Source organism: Pseudomonas guariconensis, assembly GCF_024127895.1.
Lineage (GTDB): Bacteria > Pseudomonadota > Gammaproteobacteria > Pseudomonadales > Pseudomonadaceae > Aquipseudomonas > Aquipseudomonas guariconensis_B.
The window spans coordinates 205,191-221,058 of the sequence record NZ_JAMYBK010000004.1 but is presented as its reverse complement, the minus strand read 5'-3'; the positions used below and the strand labels follow the sequence as shown (position 1 = coordinate 221,058).

General features: G+C 65.5%; 13 protein-coding genes and 1 tRNA gene. 4 read left to right on the top strand and 10 right to left on the bottom strand.

Annotation, left to right across the window (positions count from 1 at the left end; translation table 11 throughout):
• Positions 1 to 78 precede the first annotated feature (78 nt).
• A tRNA-Pro gene (locus NJF35_RS07350) sits at positions 79 to 155 on the top strand.
• Positions 156 to 334: 179 nt separating this feature from the next.
• Here NJF35_RS07350 and mqo read toward each other — a convergent pair.
• The gene (gene mqo, locus NJF35_RS07345) at positions 335 to 1,918 is read right to left on the bottom strand and encodes a malate dehydrogenase (quinone) (protein ID WP_225786939.1); all 1,584 of its coding nucleotides are present in this window, start codon (positions 1,916 to 1,918) and stop codon (positions 335 to 337) included.
• 437 nt (positions 1,919 to 2,355) lie between these two features.
• Positions 2,356 to 4,119, bottom strand: coding sequence for an ABC transporter transmembrane domain-containing protein (locus NJF35_RS07340; protein ID WP_253090890.1), 1,764 nt, complete (start codon positions 4,117 to 4,119; stop codon positions 2,356 to 2,358).
• 267 nt (positions 4,120 to 4,386) lie between these two features.
• Here NJF35_RS07340 and NJF35_RS07335 point away from each other — a divergent pair, with 267 nt between their 5' ends.
• Complete coding sequence (locus tag NJF35_RS07335; RefSeq protein ID WP_225786941.1) at positions 4,387 to 4,560, top strand: PA1571 family protein; 174 nt, start codon at positions 4,387 to 4,389, stop codon at positions 4,558 to 4,560.
• An 88-nt stretch (positions 4,561 to 4,648) separates the two neighbouring features.
• On the opposite strand, the gene pdxB is transcribed toward NJF35_RS07335, so the two are convergent.
• The 3 genes from pdxB to rlmM all read right to left on the bottom strand — a co-directional run bounded on the left by pdxB (position 4,649) and on the right by rlmM (position 7,257).
• Complete coding sequence (gene pdxB, locus NJF35_RS07330; RefSeq protein ID WP_225786942.1) at positions 4,649 to 5,791, bottom strand: 4-phosphoerythronate dehydrogenase PdxB; 1,143 nt, start codon at positions 5,789 to 5,791, stop codon at positions 4,649 to 4,651.
• Positions 5,792 to 5,850: 59 nt separating this feature from the next.
• The gene (gene tusA, locus NJF35_RS07325) at positions 5,851 to 6,093 is read right to left on the bottom strand and encodes a sulfurtransferase TusA (RefSeq protein WP_225786943.1); all 243 of its coding nucleotides are present in this window, start codon (positions 6,091 to 6,093) and stop codon (positions 5,851 to 5,853) included.
• Positions 6,094 to 6,192: 99 nt separating this feature from the next.
• Complete coding sequence (gene rlmM / locus NJF35_RS07320; RefSeq protein WP_225786944.1) at positions 6,193 to 7,257, bottom strand: 23S rRNA (cytidine(2498)-2'-O)-methyltransferase RlmM; 1,065 nt, start codon at positions 7,255 to 7,257, stop codon at positions 6,193 to 6,195.
• A 319-nt stretch (positions 7,258 to 7,576) separates the two neighbouring features.
• On the opposite strand from rlmM, the gene acnA reads away from it, so the two are divergent.
• Both acnA and NJF35_RS07310 read left to right on the top strand, forming a co-directional pair.
• Positions 7,577 to 10,318, top strand: a complete 2,742-nt coding sequence (gene acnA / locus NJF35_RS07315; RefSeq protein WP_225786945.1) for an aconitate hydratase AcnA — start codon at positions 7,577 to 7,579, stop codon at positions 10,316 to 10,318.
• A 303-nt stretch (positions 10,319 to 10,621) separates the two neighbouring features.
• Entirely contained in the window at positions 10,622 to 12,187 is a 1,566-nt protein-coding gene (locus NJF35_RS07310; protein WP_253080501.1) for a methyl-accepting chemotaxis protein, read from the top strand.
• Positions 12,188 to 12,285: 98 nt separating this feature from the next.
• Here the strand turns inward: NJF35_RS07310 and NJF35_RS07305 are convergent, their stop codons facing one another.
• The 5 genes from NJF35_RS07305 to NJF35_RS07285 all read right to left on the bottom strand — a co-directional run bounded on the left by NJF35_RS07305 (position 12,286) and on the right by NJF35_RS07285 (position 15,664).
• Positions 12,286 to 13,170 (bottom strand): pseudouridine synthase, encoded by an 885-nt coding sequence (locus NJF35_RS07305; protein ID WP_225786947.1) that lies wholly within the window; start codon positions 13,168 to 13,170, stop codon positions 12,286 to 12,288.
• Positions 13,171 to 13,220: 50 nt separating this feature from the next.
• Entirely contained in the window at positions 13,221 to 13,529 is a 309-nt protein-coding gene (locus NJF35_RS07300) for a transcriptional regulator (RefSeq protein WP_225786948.1), read from the bottom strand.
• Positions 13,530 to 13,600: 71 nt separating this feature from the next.
• The gene (locus NJF35_RS07295) at positions 13,601 to 14,032 is read right to left on the bottom strand and encodes a D-Ala-D-Ala carboxypeptidase family metallohydrolase (protein ID WP_253090889.1); all 432 of its coding nucleotides are present in this window, start codon (positions 14,030 to 14,032) and stop codon (positions 13,601 to 13,603) included.
• 109 nt (positions 14,033 to 14,141) lie between these two features.
• Positions 14,142 to 14,381, bottom strand: a complete 240-nt coding sequence (locus NJF35_RS07290; RefSeq protein ID WP_317235047.1) for a glutaredoxin family protein — start codon at positions 14,379 to 14,381, stop codon at positions 14,142 to 14,144.
• A gap of 74 nt (positions 14,382 to 14,455) precedes the next feature.
• Positions 14,456 to 15,664: an ammonium transporter gene (locus tag NJF35_RS07285; RefSeq protein WP_225786950.1), complete on the bottom strand. Its 1,209-nt coding sequence runs from the start codon at positions 15,662 to 15,664 to the stop codon at positions 14,456 to 14,458.
• Positions 15,665 to 15,868: the final 204 nt, after the last annotated feature.

Sequence of the window (15,868 nt, the reverse complement as noted above, 5' to 3'; positions counted from 1 at the left end):
GCCTCCCCTTTTTGGCAAAGCTCCTTTTTGCAACAAGGGGTTGCGTTCGAAAAGGGTATGCAGTAGGATTTCGGTCATCGGAGTGTAGCGCAGCCAGGTAGCGCGTCTCGTTCGGGACGAGAAGGCCGCAGGTTCGAATCCTGTCTCTCCGACCAAATTCCTCGAAACTGCAAGAAGCCCGCCTTGAGCGGGCTTTTTGTTGTGCCTGGAAAAAGGCTCTTTTACTGCGGCCATTGGGGGCCGCTTCGCGCCCCATCGCCGGCTTGCCGACGATGGGCTGCAAAGCAGCCCCATGGCGTGAGCAACAGCATTGCCCCGCGGTGCATGCTTCAATTTACTGCACCGCAGCCACTTCCTCCGGCAGCACCGGAACGTGCAGCAGTTGCAGGCGCGAATGGCTCCACTCACGCGTCTTGTTGGTCAGCTCGAGGTCGTTGTTCAGCTTCTGGCCATACGTCGGCACGATCTCCTTCAGCCTGGCCTGCCATTCCGGGGTCTTGATGCGGTCCTTGAAGGTCTTCTCCAGCACCGTCAGCATGATCGGCGCAGCCGTCGAAGCGCCTGGCGAAGCGCCCAGCAGCGCGGCGATGGTGCCGTCCTGGGAGGCCACCACCTCGGTACCGAACTGCAGGATGCCGCCGTGCTCAGGGTCCTTCTTGATCACCTGCACGCGCTGGCCGGCCTGCAGCAGTTTCCAGTCCTGGTTCTGGGCGTTGGGGAAATACTCGCGCAGGGCATCCATGCGGTCGTCGAAGCTGAGCATCAGTTGGCCCATCAGGTAGGTGCTCAGGTCGAAGTTGTCGATGCCGGCATTGATCATCGGGCTGATGTTATGGGTGGTCAGCGAGGCGAACATGTCCAGCAGCGAGCCGTTCTTCAGGTACTTGGTCGAGAAGGTCGCGAATGGGCCGAACAGCAGCACTTCCTTGCCGTCGATGACACGGGTATCCAGGTGCGGGACCGACATGGGCGGTGCGCCGACCGAAGCCTTGCCGTACAGCTTGGCCTTGTGGCGGGCGACAATGTCGGGGTTGTCGGTCATCAGGAACTGGCCACCGACTGGGAAACCGGCGTAGCCCTCGGCTTCAGGGATACCGGACTTCTGCAGCAGCTTCAGCGCGCCGCCACCGGCGCCGATGAACACGAACTTGGCCTTGACGCGGGCTTCCTTGCCACCCTTGGCAAGGTCCGCCACCACCACGTTCCAGCTGCCGTCATCATTGCGCACGATGTCACGCACTTCGTGACGCAGGTGCAGCTTGACGTTCGGGTTGCGGGCCATGGAAGCGAACAACTGGCGGGTGATCTCGCCGAAGTTGACGTCGGTACCAATGGCCATGCGGGTCGCGGCGACCTTTTGCTCGGGCGAACGGCCCTCCATCACGATCGGCACCCACTTGCGAATCTGCTCGTGGTCCTCGGAGATCTCCATGCCACGGAACAGCGAACTGTGCCGCAGGGCCTCGACACGCTTGTGCAGGAACGCGACGTTCTCGTCACCCCAGACGAAGCTCATGTGCGGCACATTGTTGATGAACGACTTCGGGTTGCTCAGCACACCCTGCTCGACCTGGTAGGCCCAGAACTGCTTGGAGACCTCGAACTGCTCGTTGACGTTGACCGCCTTGCTGATGTCGATCTTGCCGTCCTTGCCTTCGCTGGTGTAGTTCAGCTCGCAGAAGGCGGAGTGACCGGTGCCGGCGTTGTTCCAGGCATTGGAGCTTTCCTCGGCGACCTGGTCCATGCGTTCGTAGACGTCGACCGTCCAGTTCGGCTCCAGCTCGGTGAGGTAGGTCCCCAGGCTCGCGCTCATGATACCGCCGCCGATCAGCAGGACATCGACGGACTTTTCCGGCTCGCCGGGCTTGGAACAGCCGATGACGCTCAGGCACAGGAGCGTCAGCAGGATTTTTTTCATAGCTCAATCCAATTGAAGTGAAGTGGTTGGCATCTCGTTGCCCCCGGTGTGCACGCCCGGTTGTTGTTCTCGCCCGCACGACCGGCACTCGAGGCGAGTGGCGTCTTGCGGCAGTTGGCCAGCAAGATCGCAGGGTCGGCGAATGGGGTTTCGATGGATCGGGGCACGATCGCCTCGGGCACTAAGCCCAGCCCGCGCCAAAGCACAAGCCGTGCCAGCTCCACCAAGACCAATGGCTAATAGCTGAGGCGCATGGTCGCACCCGAAGATCGGCAGTTTTGCTGGCGACAATCCGCCACCTGCAGCGGGCGTTTGTCCAGCAAATGGCGGATTTCCCCCATTCAAGCTCCAAGCTTCAAGCTGATCGGCGCAGGGTGTCATGCCTGAGCGCCGCCCGCTCTTACTTACAGCTTGCGGCGTGAAGCTTGCCCCACTCTTCACGCCGAACTGAACTGCAGGGCAGCCAACCTTGCATAGAGCGGGCTTTCCTCGATCAATTGACGATGGTTGCCGATCGCCGCCAAGCGGCCCTTGTCGATCACCGCGATGCGGTCGGCATGCTGCACCGTGGCCAGGCGGTGGGCGATCACCAGCGTGGTCCGGCCCGCCATAAGGCCGGGCAATGCCTGCTGGACCAGGTGCTCGCTCTGGGCATCGAGGGCGCTGGTGGCCTCGTCGAGTAGCAGGATCGGCGCATCCACCAGCAGCGCGCGGGCGATCGCCAGGCGCTGGCGCTGGCCGCCGGACAAGCCGATGCCACCCTCCCCCAGCAGGGTCTGGTACCCCTGGGGCAATTGCTGGATGAACTCATGGGCATGGGCGCTGCGCGCCGCTGCCTCGACCTGCGCCAGGCTGGCCTCGGGCCGGCCATAACGGATGTTGGCCTCCACCGTGCCACGCAGCAACGCCGGGTTCTGCGCCACCAGGGCGAACTGCCGACGCAGCTCGTCCGGGGCCAGCTCGGCGATCGCCTGGCCGTCGAGCAGGATGCGCCCCTGCTGGGGGTCGTAGAAGCGCAGCAACAGGTCGAACAGGGTCGACTTGCCCGCACCGGAAGGCCCCACCAGCGCCACGGTCTGCCCAGGCTCGATGGTCAGGCTCAGGCCATCGATGGCCGCGACCGTCGGCCGCGACGGATAGGCAAAATGGATACCCTGCAGCTCGATACGCCCCTTGGCCCGCCCGCTCGGCAGCACGGCAGGCTCGACGGGGGCCAGGATGGCGCTGCGCGCCGCCAGCAGCTCGGCGATGCGCTCGGCGGCGCCGGCCGCTCGTTGCAACTCGCCGATCACCTCGCTGAGGGTGCCGAAGGCACTGCCGACGATCAGGCTGTAGAACACGAAGGCCGCCAGTTCGCCACCGGAGATGCGCCCGGCGATGACATCCATGCCGCCGACCCAGAGCATCACCCCCACCGCACCGAGCACCAGCACGATCACCAGGGTGATCAGCCATGCGCGCTGGGCAATGCGCCGTCGCGCCACGGCGAACGCCGCTTCCACGGTGCCGGCGAACAGCTCGCGGTCCCGCGCCTGATGGTTGTAGGCCTGCACCGTCTTGATCTGCCCCAGGGCCTCGGCCACGTGGCTGCCCACGTCGGCAACCCGGTCCTGGCTCTGCCGCGACAGGCTGCGCACTCGCCGACCGAACAGCAGGATCGGCGCCAACACCAAGGGCAGCGCCAGCACCACGATGCTGGTGAGCTTGGGGTTGGTGACGAACAACAGCACCACCCCGCCGACCACCATCAAAGCGTTGCGCAGGAACATCGACAGTGACGAGCCGATCACCGATTGCAGCAAGGTGGTGTCGGCGGTCAGCCGCGACTGGATCTCCGAGCTGCGGTTGTCCTCGAAGAACCCCGGGTGCAGGCCGACCAGGTGATCGAATACCGCCTTGCGGATATCCGCCACGCAGCGTTCGCCGATCCACGACACCAGGTAGAAGCGGCTGAAGGTCCCTACCGCCAGGGCCAGCACCAGCAGCAGGAACAAGCCGATGGCCTGGTTGAGCTGGTGTGGGGAGCGGGTCATGAACCCCTGGTCCACCAGCAGGCGGATGCCCTGTCCCATCGACAGGGTGATGGCGGCGGTCACGACCAGTGCCAGCAAGGCCAGCGCTACCTGCCTGCGGTACGGACGGATGAACCGCCAGCCCAGGCGCAGGGCGCGGCGCTGGCGGGAGGAAACCGGCTCGGGCATGAAGGTGTCCGTTCACAGCTAGGGGGCAGCAGACTACCACTCATCCGCTCACGGGGAACCGTGGCCAGCCTCCCGGTATCGCAATGAGGACCACAGCGCAGCGGCGAGGCGATGGCCAAGGTTGCTATACCCTTTCGTTCTAACGTGCCTCTGGAGCTTTGCCGCGCTTTCTGTTGGACTGTCCCTGTCGTGACGCCCAGGGAGCTGTCACAGGCTAGTCACGGCAAGTGGTTTACCCTGAGCTTGAACCTGATGAGGAGACAGGAAATGAGCTTGCAGCATAGCAGCGATACGCCCAAGACCACGAACCAACCGCAATCCCAGGTCTGCGGCTCGATCATCGACGCCCAGGGCCGTGAAATCCCGATCACCGAGCAGATGATCCAGAAGGCCTGCAAGGACCTGGAAAAGAGCCGGGAAGAACCCGTGCGCAAGGCCTGAAGGCAACGAATCCCTTACAACCCGGCGCTTGCGCCGGGTTTTTGCTTTTCAGGGGCACCATCGTGGGGCTGCGTCGCAGCCCATCCCCCTAGACCAGCACGCCCCCCAAGGCACTGACCACCTGCGCCAACTGTGGCGCATCGCCGTTCAGGTGCACCTTCAGCCCCTCGATCTCGCGCCGCTGCGGGTAATGCTTGCGCAGCAGGTCGAAGGCCGCGCGCTGCTCGGCCGGAACATCACTGAGGCTGCGGCGAAAATCGGCGTCGTCGCGCCGAGGGTCGTACACCGCCCGGCACAGGGTCGCCAAGGCCCAGGCCGGATCCGCGGCGGCATCCAGGTCGAGCCGCGCCAGAGCCGGCGCCGGCAGCAGGTCGGCCAACTGCACCTGCTCCGGCTCACCCCGCCAGCGGCAGAACGCCTGGTAGATCTGCGCCGTGCCACGCTGCTTGCCATCCAGGCTGTAACCGGCGATATGCGGGGTAGCCAGGGTACACAGGTCGGCCAGGACCAGGTCCACCTGGGGTTCGCCCTCCCAGACATCCAGCACCGCATGCACGTCTTCGCGCTCCAGCAGCAACTCGCGCAGGGCCTGGTTGTCCACCACCGGACCGCGGCTGGCATTGATCAACCAGGCCCCCGCACGCAGGCGCGCCAGTTGCCCCGCGCCCAGCAGGTGCCAGGTGGGGTGTGCGCCCTCGCGCTGCAACGGCGTATGCAGGCTGATCGCATCGCACTGTTCGAGGATCGTCTCGAGGCTGACGAAATCGCCACCCTCACGGGCCTGGCGCAACGGGTCGCAGACCAGCACCTTCCAGCCCAGGCCGTGCAGCACCCGCACCAGGCGCTCCCCGACCTGCCCCGCACCAACCACGCCGTAGACCCGCTTGGCCAGGTCCACGCCATCCAGCTCCGCCAGGGTCAGCAGGCTGCCCAGCACGTAGTCCACCACCCCCCGGGCGTTGCAGCCCGGGGCGCTGCTCCAGTGGATACCGGCTTCGGCGAAGTAGTCCAGGTCCAGGTGGTCGGTGCCGATGGTGCAAGTGCCGACGAAACGCACCTGGCTGCCCGCGAGCAGTTGCCGGTCGACCTGGGTTACCGAGCGCACCAGCAATACATCGGCGTCCTTGACGCAGGCCGCGTCGATGCTGCGTCCGGGGTAACGGCGAATCTCGCCGAAACCGGCAAAGAAGGCATCGAGCAGCGGGATATTCTCGTCGGCAACTATCAGCATGGCGCTCTCCTGTCAGGGGCACGCAGTGTAGGCGCTATGCCAGGCACGATCCAGCGGGCTCAATCGGCCTTCTTGCGGATCCAGTACAGGTAGGTGCCGGCCTGTTCCTCTTGCTCGAGCAGCTCATGGCCGAGGAAGTTGCAGAACTTGGGGATGTCGCGGCGGGTCGAGGGGTCGGTGGCGATGACCTTGAGCAGGCCGCCGGCCGCCAGGTCACGGACGTGCTGGTGCAGCATCATCACCGGCTCCGGGCAGTTCAGGCCGGTGGCGTCGAGGATGGCGTCAGGGGTGAATTCGGTCATGGGGTGCTCCACAAATGATGGGGGCATTGTCGCGCATCGGGCCGCGCGCTCCAAGCGCCCGGGCACATTCGCCCGGGCAGCGGCCGCCAGCCAGCCGCCTCAGCGTGGCTTGAGGTCCAGCCGGCGCAGGTGGCAGGTGACCTCCTCGCGGTCGTGGTACAGCTGCTTGCAGGCGATCGACACCTTGACCTTGCGTGCCTTGAAGCCGGCCTCGATACGTTCGAGCAGGCGGCGTACCTCGGCATAGCGCTGCTTCATCGGCAACTTGAGGTTGACCACCGCCTCGCGGCACAACCCCTCGCCCAGCCAGGTCTCGATCAGCGCTGCGGTGCGCGCAGGCTTCTCGACGATGTCGCAGACCATCCAGTCCACCGTCTGCTTCGGCTGCCAGGTGAAACCGTCGGCCATCAGGTGCTGGACCAGGCCAGTGTCCATCAGGCTCTCGGCCATCGGGCCGTTGTCGATGGCCGTTACCAGCATGCCGCGCCGAACCAACTGGTAGGTCCAGCCACCGGGCGAGGCCCCCAGGTCGACACCGGTCATGTCGTCGTTCAGGCGCTGCTCCCATTGCTCGCGCGGGATGAACTGGTGCCAGGCCTCCTCCAGCTTGAGGGTCGAGCGGCTGGGCGCCTCGCGGGGGAACTTCAGGCGCGGAATGCCCATGGGCCAGAGCGCCGAATTGTTCGCCTCGGCCAGGCCGACGAACACCCGCCGGCCACTGATGAAGGTCAGCAGCAGGCGCGGTCGCCCGGCGCCCTCGACCAGGCGGCCAGCCTTTTCCAGGGCCTTGCGCAGCGGCACCTCGAACTTGCGGCAAAAGGTCGAGAGCGCCTTGCCCTCGTTGCTGTCAAGCACCTCCAGCCACAGGCTGCCGTACACCGGATGCTCGGCCAGGTGCTCGAGCAGCACGCCGATGCGCTCGCTCTCGGGCAACTCGACGAACTCGCCCCGGGCCCACTGGCGCGGAAAGATCAACTGCTCGAAGCGCAGTTCACGCATCAGGCGCGCGGCGCCGTCCGGCTCGGTGCAGACGAACTCGGCACAGGCGCTCTGCGGCTTGCCCCGGGCATAGCCCGCGACACCCAGGCGGGCGGCGTGTTCGCTGATCTCGGCGCAAACCTCGCCCTCGAAGCCGGGCCGGCAATGCATGAACAGGATATTCATCTCTCACTCCACGTCGCTGGCGTGCACCGCCAGCCTTGATCCGGCGCAAGGCAGGCGCCGGCAGGGCGGCGATGATAAAGGAAGATCGGAACCGGCGACATGCCCCACCGGTCCAGAACAAGGTCAGGTCCGGCAATTCGGTCTACCCTGACCATTCAGCCAGGTCCGTGCCGTGCGGACCACCACAGAGCGGTGACACCGGTATCCCGTGGTCTGTGTGGCGGGTTCGCGCATTCGATTTCAGCGCCAGGACTTGAGTACGCGAATCAACCGCACGCACCACCGAAGGTACCGGGCACCGGCGCAGAAGGAGTTGGCAATGCCCTCGCTCGATAGCCTGAAGACCCTCAAGACCCTTACGGCGGCCGGCCGTACCTACCATTATTTCAGCCTCGCCGAAGCCGCCCGCCAACTCGGCGACCTCGAGCGCCTGCCCATGTCGCTCAAGGTGCTGCTGGAGAACCTGCTGCGCTGGGAGGACGGCAAGACCGTCACCGGCGACGACCTGCGCGCCCTGGCCCAGTGGCTCGGCGAGCGTCGCTCTGATCGCGAGATCCAGTACCGCCCGGCGCGGGTGCTGATGCAGGACTTCACCGGGGTGCCCGCAGTGGTCGACCTGGCCGCCATGCGCGCCGCCATGGCCAAGGCCGGCGGCGACCCGCAGCGGATCAACCCATTGTCGCCGGTGGACCTGGTGATCGACCACTCGGTGATGGTCGATCGCTACGCGAGCCCCCAGGCCTTCGCCCAGAACGTCGACATCGAGATGCAGCGCAATGGCGAGCGCTACGCCTTCCTGCGCTGGGGCCAGAGCGCCTTCGACAACTTCCGCGTGGTGCCGCCAGGCACCGGCATCTGCCACCAGGTCAACCTGGAATACCTGGGCCGCACGGTGTGGACCGGTGAGGAAGACGGTCGCACCTATGCCTTCCCCGACACCTTGGTCGGCACCGACTCGCACACCACCATGATCAATGGCCTCGGCGTGCTCGGCTGGGGCGTGGGCGGCATCGAGGCGGAGGCGGCCATGCTCGGCCAGCCGGTATCGATGCTGATCCCCGAGGTGATCGGCTTCAAGCTGACCGGCAAGCTGCGCGAAGGCATCACCGCCACCGACCTGGTGCTGACGGTCACGCAGATGCTGCGCAAGAAAGGCGTGGTGGGCAAGTTCGTCGAGTTCTACGGCGATGGCCTGGCCGACCTGCCCCTGGCCGACCGCGCCACCATTGCCAACATGGCACCGGAATACGGTGCCACCTGCGGTTTCTTCCCGGTCGACCAGGTGACCCTTGACTACCTGCGCTTGTCGGGCCGGGCCGAGGAGACGGTGCAACTGGTCGAGGCCTACTGCAAGGCGCAGGGCCTCTGGCGCCTGCCAGGCCAGGAGCCGCTGTTCAGCGACACCCTGGCGCTGGACATGCACGACGTCGAGGCCAGCCTGGCCGGGCCCAAGCGCCCGCAGGACCGGGTCGCCCTGTCCCAGGTGCGCCAGGCCTTCGACGGCTTCATCGAACTGCAACCCAGGCCCTTGGCCAAGGAAGTCAGCCGGCTGGAAAGCGAAGGTGGCGGCGGCGTGGCGGTAGGCAATGCCGACCAGGCCGGCGAGGTCGACTACACCCATGACGGCCAGACCCACACCCTGCGCGACGGCGCCGTGGTGATCGCCGCCATCACCTCCTGTACCAATACCTCCAACCCCAGCGTGATGATGGCGGCCGGCCTGGTGGCGAAGAAAGCCCTGGAAAAGGGCCTCAAGCGCAAGCCCTGGGTGAAGAGCTCGCTGGCGCCAGGCTCCAAGGTGGTCACCGACTACTTCAAGGCCGCCGGCCTCACGCCCTACCTCGACCAGCTCGGTTTCGACCTGGTCGGCTATGGCTGCACCACCTGCATCGGCAACTCCGGCCCGCTGGACGAAGCCATCGAGAAAGCCATCGGCAGCGCCGACCTGACCGTCGCCTCGGTGCTCTCGGGCAACCGCAACTTCGAAGGCCGCGTGCACCCGTTGGTCAAGACCAATTGGCTGGCCTCGCCGCCCTTGGTGGTGGCCTATGCCCTGGCCGGCAGCGTGCGCCTGGACCTGACCTGCGATCCCTTGGGGACCGGTACCGATGGCCAGCCGGTCTACCTGCGCGACATCTGGCCCAGCCAGCAGGAAATCGCCGATGCCGTGGCCAAGGTCGATACCGCCATGTTCCACAAGGAATACGCCGAGGTCTTCGCTGGCGATGCCCAATGGCAGGCCATCGAAGTGCCGCAGGCGGCCACCTATGTGTGGCAGGACGATTCCACCTACATCCAGCACCCGCCGTTCTTCGACGACATCGCCGGCCCCTTGCCGCAGATCGACGATATCCAGGGGGCCCGCATCCTCGCCCTGCTCGGCGATTCGGTGACCACCGACCACATCTCCCCGGCTGGCAACATCAAGGCCGACAGCCCTGCCGGCCGCTACCTGCGCAGCCAGGGCGTGGAGCCACGCGACTTCAACTCCTACGGCTCGCGCCGCGGCAACCACCAAGTGATGATGCGCGGCACCTTCGCCAACATCCGCATCCGCAACGAGATGCTCGGTGGCGAGGAAGGCGGCAACACCCTGCACGTGCCCAGTGGCGAGAAGCTGTCGATCTACGACGCGGCCATGCGCTACCAGGACGAAGGCACACCGCTGGTGGTGATCGCCGGCCAGGAGTACGGCACCGGCTCCAGCCGTGACTGGGCGGCCAAAGGTACCAACCTGCTGGGGGTCAAGGCAGTGCTGGCCGAGAGCTTCGAGCGTATCCACCGCTCCAACCTGGTGGGCATGGGCGTGCTGGCGCTGCAGTTCAAGGCCGGGGAAAGCCGCAAGACCCTGGGCCTGACCGGCAAGGAGCGCATCGATGTGCTGGGGCTGTCCGGCGCGCAGCTACGCCCAGGCATGAGCCTGCCGCTGCGCATCACCCGCGAGGATGGCCAGCAGCAACAGATCGAGGTGCTATGCCGGATCGATACCCTCAATGAAGTGGAGTACTTCAAGGCCGGAGGGATCCTGCACTATGTGCTGCGCCAGCTGATTGCGGCCTGAAGCACGGAGGCACTTGCAGGAGCGGCCTTGCCGGGGCGCCTGACCGCTCCTGCAAGGCCAACGGCAACCTTCCCCTCCCCCATTCGCCGCTGGCCCTTCTCCGAACAATCAGTCATGATCGGACCAAACCGTCATAAATCGTTAAAAAAACGCAAACCTGACGGCAACTTACGTGAAATCGCCAGATCCTTTAACCCAGGCGCGCCCTGTGCTCATTGAGCCAGGTCAAGCGAATTTAAGTATCCATTCAATAAAATCACCGGCTTGCCGATACCTGTCGAAAGCCTTGCGGATTGACTGCCCATGCGTAACAACCAGCCGATTACCCAGAGAGAACGGACCTTCCCTGCCCAACAACGGTTGATCTCCACCACCAATGCCAAGGGTGTGATCACCTATTGCAATGATGCCTTCATCGACATCAGCGGTTTCTCCCGCGAGGAACTGACGGGCGCGCCCCATAACCTGGTCCGCCATCCCGACGTGCCCCCGGCGGTTTTCGCCCACATGTGGCAGACCCTCAAGCAGGGCTTGCCGTGGATGGGCATCGTCAAGAACCGCTGCAAGTCGGGCGATCACTACTGGGTCAACGCCTATGTCACGCCGATCTTCGACAACAACCAGGTGATCGGCTACGAGTCGGTGCGAATCAAGCCCACCGCCGAGCAGATCCGCCGCGCCGAGGCACTGTACCAGCGCATCAACCAAGGCAAGCCGGCAGTACCACGGCGTGACAAGTGGCTGCCGGTGCTGCAGGACTGGCTGCCGTTCATCCTGGTCAGCCAGGTCGGTTTCCTGATCGGCAACTGGCTCGGCCACTCCTGGGGCTTCGCCTTGGCCGCGGGCCTGTCGGTACCGCTCGGCCTGCTCGGCCTGACCTGGCAGCAACGCGGCCTCAAGCGCCTGCTGCGCCTGGCCGAACAGACCACCTCCGACCCGCTGATCGCGCAGATGTACACCGACAGCCGTGGCGTGCAGGCCCGCCTGGAAATGGCCATGCTCAGCCAAGATGCGCGCCTGAAGACCTGCCTGACCCGCCTGCAGGACAGCGCCGAGCACCTCAGCGACCAGGCGCGCCAGTCCGATGCCCTGGCCCACCAGAGTTCCACGGGCCTGGAACGCCAGCGAGTGGAAACCGAGCAGGTCGCTGCCGCGGTCAACCAGATGGCAGCCACCACCCAGGAAGTGGCCAATCACGTCCAGCGCACCGCCGATGCCACCCAGGAAGCCAACCGCCTGACCAGCCAGGGCCGGCACATCGCTGGGGAGACCCGCGAGGCCATCGAGCGCCTGTCGGCAGCCGTCGGCGAAACCGGCCAGACCGTCACTCAGCTGGCCAAGGACAGCGACGAGATCGGTGGCGTGGTGGATGTGATCAAGGGGATCGCCGACCAGACCAACCTGCTGGCCCTCAACGCCGCCATCGAGGCGGCGCGCGCCGGTGAGATGGGCCGAGGCTTCGCCGTGGTCGCCGACGAGGTACGCCAACTGGCCCAGCGCACCGCCGAGTCCACCGGGCAGATCCACAACCTGATCGCCAAGCTGCAGCAGACCGCCAACAACGCCGTACAGACCATGGAAAACGGCCACCGCCAGGCCCAGGAAGGCGTGGAGCGGGTCATGGAAGCCGACCAGGCGCTGGCGGGCATCAGCGAAGCGGTGGCCAACATCACCGACATGGCCACCCAGATCGCCGCGGCGACCGAGGAGCAGACCGCGGTGGCCGACGAGATCAGCCGCAACATCAGCACCATCGCCGACCTGGCCGACCAGACCGCCGAACAGGCCCAGCGCTCGGCACTGCTCAGCGAAGAGCTGACCAGCACGGCGGGCAGCCAGTATTCCCTGGTGGAGCGCTTCAACCGCTGAGGCGCTGGCCTTTATCGCCGGTCGTTGTCACCTGGGGCTGCAAAGCAGCCCCAATGTCACTCAGTCAAAGGGTGCTTTGCAGCCCTTGGCTCCCCTCCTCACCACTCCAGCGACAGGCGACTCTCGAAGCAGCGCACCTCCCCTGTCAGTGGATCCTCGAACCGCAACCCTTGCGCCAGCAGCTTCAGTGGCCGCTGGTAGTCATCCTGCACCTCGCACAGCGCCGGGTAGAACGGGTCGTTGCAGATCGCCGCGCCCAGCGCCGCCATATGTACCCGCAACTGGTGCGTCTTGCCAGTCACCGGCGAGAGGCCGTAGCGCCACAGCTCGCCATTCTTCTCCAGGACCTCGGCCAGGGTTTCGCTGTTGGGCTGCCCCGCCACTTCCTGCATTCGAAAGAAGGGCTCGCCATGCACCAGGCGGCTACGGTGCACCAGGGGAAACTCACGCTCGGGTAGCGCCGCGGCGATCGCCTGGTAGCGCTTGTCGATGCGCCGTTCGGGAAACAGCCGCTGGTAGGCACTGCGGCTGTGTGGGTTGGCGGAAAACAGCACGAGCCCGGCGGTATGCCGGTCGATACGGTGCAGCGGCACCAGGTGCGGGTTGCCCAAGCGACGGATCAGGCGACGCAGCAAGGTCTGCTCGACATACTCACCGGTCGGGGTGACCGGCAGGAAATGCGGTTTGTCGGCCACCACCAGATGCTCGTCCACATGCAGGATCGTTTCCTGCACCGGGATCGGCTTCTCGTTGGGCACCTCGCGAAAGTAGTGCAGGCGCATGCCCTGGCGATAGGGCATGTCCACCGGAATCGCCTGCCCTGCGGCATCCAGCACGCGCCCACGAGCAAAACGGTCGAGCCACTGCTCGCGGCTGATGCCCTTGAAACGATCGCACAGGCAGTCGAGTACCGTCGCCCAGCGACCTGGTGGCAGGCAGACCGTACTGGCTTGCTGGTGGGCGGGGTCGAAAGGCGCGGTCATGGCAGGGCTCGCAAACTCAAGGGCGGGCATTATCCTCCATGCCCGCCAGGTCAACCAGCCCGGGCCGCCGTCTCGCTGTGTGCCTTCAGCCAGCGCAAGACCTGCACCGCATCCCAGCGCCCCGGATCGTAGAGGGCATAGACCAAACCCTGGTACCCCACCACATCCAGCTGACGATGGTAACCGGCACGCTGGAACAGCGCCTCGATCTCGGCGAAGCAGGTGTTGAAATGGACCTTGCCGAACGGCGTCCGGTCATCCGTCACCAGACCTTCGAGGCGCAGCTCCAGTACGGCGTCGCAGACCCGCTCGGGGGACATGCGGTTGACGCTGTACTTCAGTTGCTCGACGTTGAGCATTGATTCACCCTGATACTGTATTTATATACAGCTTACGGACGTGACCGGTATGCCGTCAATTGGCCTGGGCTTCAGCGGATCCCGGCGAGGTAGCCCGTGCCCCGGCGAATGGTCAACACCTGGCGACGCGGCGCGCCACGCGATACGGCCAGGTGCACCCAGCCGTCGAACTCGAGGATCAGCTGGTCGAACACCACGTCGCTGTCACGGATACGCAGGGCCAACTCGCGGGGCGCGAGGTCGAACACGGTGAAGTCAGCGGCCAGGCCACTGAGGTGGGCGCTACTGGATGCCCCGCCCACGCGCCGGTTGACGGCCGGGCTGCGGTAGCCACTGCTGACGATGATGGGGGCGCCGCACAGCGCGCGCACCTGTTCGAGTGTCCGGCACAGCAGGCCCAGGTTGGCCAGGGCCTGCGCGGGGGGCGCATTGTCCAGCCCTTCGCGCGCGGCGATTTGCGAAACGGTCATTTCCTCGAGGGTGAAATGGGGGGTGATGAGCATCGCAGAGCTACTCCAGGACGATTGAAGGGGCCGACCTGTCTCGGTCGGCCTCGCATCTTCGCCCTGCGCGCCGGATCATGCAGGAGGGCACCGCTTCCCCTCTCGGCAATCATCCCTTCAGGAACGCCACCACCTGCTCCGCATCGAACGGCCAGCCCAGCTCGGCACCGGTGTCGCAACGGCGCAGCACGGGAATGCGCAGGCCATAGCGCTCGAACAACGCCTCGCTGTCGGCGATATCGACCAACTCCACCAGCAGGCCGTGCTCGACGAAAGGCATCAGCAAGGCTTCGGCCACTTCGCACAAATGGCACCCCAGGGTGCCGAACAGTTGGCATTCAGGCAGCATGGACAGGTCCCGCATCAGCAAGGAATGGGATGATCATTCTAGGTCCATGCCGGGCCACGTGCACCTGGCCTGCGTCAATCCTGGCTGGTGGCGCCGATGCGGTGCAGCGACAGGTCGGCGCCCTGGAACTCCTGCTCGTGGCTCAGGCGTAGCCCCGGCACGGCCTTGATCAGGCCATACACGGCAAAGCCGCCCAGCAATGCCACCAGCACTCCCGCCAGGCTGCCGACCAACTGGCTGGCCAGGCTGACACCGCCCAGCCCGCCGAGCGCAGCCTGGCCGAAGAGGCCACAGGCGATGCCGCCCCAGACGCCGCACAGGCCATGCAAAGGCCAGACGCCCAGCACATCGTCGATCTTCCAGCGGTTCTGCGCCGCGGTGAAGCTCCAGACGAACAGCACCCCCGCCACCAGGCCGGTGGCCAGGGCGCCGAGCGGATGCATCAGGTCGGATCCGGCACAGATGGCCACCAACCCGGCCAACGGGCCGTTGTGCAGGAAGCCAGGGTCGTTGCGCCCGGCTGCCAAGGCAGCCAGGGTCCCGCCGACCATGGCCATCAGCGAATTGATCGCCACCAGTCCACTGACGCCCTGCAAGGTCTGGGCGCTCATGACGTTGAAGCCGAACCAGCCGATAATCAGGATCCACGACCCCAAGGCCAGGAACGGAATGCTCGACGGTGCGAACGCCACCAGCCGGCCCTCACGGTAGCGGCCACGGCGCGCGCCCAGCAACAGCACCGCCGCCAGCGCCAGCCAGCCGCCCATGGCATGCACGACCACCGAGCCGGCGAAGTCGTGGAACGGCGCCCCGAAGCGCGCCTGCAGCCAGCCCTGCACGCCGAAGTTGCCGTTCCACACCACGCCTTCGAAGAACGGGTAGACCAGCGCCACGATCAAGGCCGTGGCGCACAGTTGCGGCACGAACCGGGCACGCTCGGCGATGCCACCGGAAATGATCGCCGGAATCGCCGCGGCGAAGGTCAGCAGGAAGAAGCACTTGACCAGGGCATAGCCATGGTCGGCGGCCAGTTCGCCGGCCGGCTGGAAGAAGTTCACCCCATAGGCCACCCAGTAGCCGAGCAGGAAGTACACCAGGGCCGAGACCGCGAAGTCGCTGAGGATCTTCGACAAGGCATTGACCTGGTTCTTGTGCCGTACGGTACCGACTTCGAGGAAGGCGAAACCCGCGTGCATGGCCAGGACCAGGATGGCGCCCATGAGAATGAACAAGGTATTGGAGCCATGGACCAGGGAGTCCATCGCGCTGTGCATGTTTTCCATGAAAGAGGCAGACCTGCTGAAAAAGGCACCAGGACGGTTCAAGAATCCACCTCCTTGCACCGATTCGGTGCCATGGCCCCGCCCCGTTTCGGTGAGCCGGGCAAGGCCTGCGTGGTTTTTCTTGGGTTTGTCGTGGATTGGGTTAAGGTTTATCGGTATCCGTCGGGCCAGCGCACGCATTCGGCGCAACACCCCACGGCCACG

Bases quoted from the DNA above. Each gene is read 5' to 3' on its own strand.
- mqo (WP_225786939.1), bottom strand. From the start codon at position 1,918: ATGAAAAAAATCCTGCTGACGCTCCTGTGCCTGAGCGTCATCGGCTGT.
- NJF35_RS07340 (WP_253090890.1), bottom strand. From the start codon at position 4,119: ATGCCCGAGCCGGTTTCCTCCCGCCAGCGCCGCGCCCTGCGCCTGGGC.
- NJF35_RS07335 (WP_225786941.1), top strand. From the start codon at position 4,387: ATGAGCTTGCAGCATAGCAGCGATACGCCCAAGACCACGAACCAACCG.
- pdxB (WP_225786942.1), bottom strand. From the start codon at position 5,791: ATGCTGATAGTTGCCGACGAGAATATCCCGCTGCTCGATGCCTTCTTT.
- tusA (WP_225786943.1), bottom strand. From the start codon at position 6,093: ATGACCGAATTCACCCCTGACGCCATCCTCGACGCCACCGGCCTGAAC.
- rlmM (WP_225786944.1), bottom strand. From the start codon at position 7,257: ATGAATATCCTGTTCATGCATTGCCGGCCCGGCTTCGAGGGCGAGGTT.
- acnA (WP_225786945.1), top strand. From the start codon at position 7,577: ATGCCCTCGCTCGATAGCCTGAAGACCCTCAAGACCCTTACGGCGGCC.
- NJF35_RS07310 (WP_253080501.1), top strand. From the start codon at position 10,622: ATGCGTAACAACCAGCCGATTACCCAGAGAGAACGGACCTTCCCTGCC.
- NJF35_RS07305 (WP_225786947.1), bottom strand. From the start codon at position 13,170: ATGACCGCGCCTTTCGACCCCGCCCACCAGCAAGCCAGTACGGTCTGC.
- NJF35_RS07300 (WP_225786948.1), bottom strand. From the start codon at position 13,529: ATGCTCAACGTCGAGCAACTGAAGTACAGCGTCAACCGCATGTCCCCC.
- NJF35_RS07295 (WP_253090889.1), bottom strand. From the start codon at position 14,032: ATGCTCATCACCCCCCATTTCACCCTCGAGGAAATGACCGTTTCGCAA.
- NJF35_RS07290 (WP_317235047.1), bottom strand. From the start codon at position 14,381: ATGCTGCCTGAATGCCAACTGTTCGGCACCCTGGGGTGCCATTTGTGC.
- NJF35_RS07285 (WP_225786950.1), bottom strand. From the start codon at position 15,664: ATGGAAAACATGCACAGCGCGATGGACTCCCTGGTCCATGGCTCCAAT.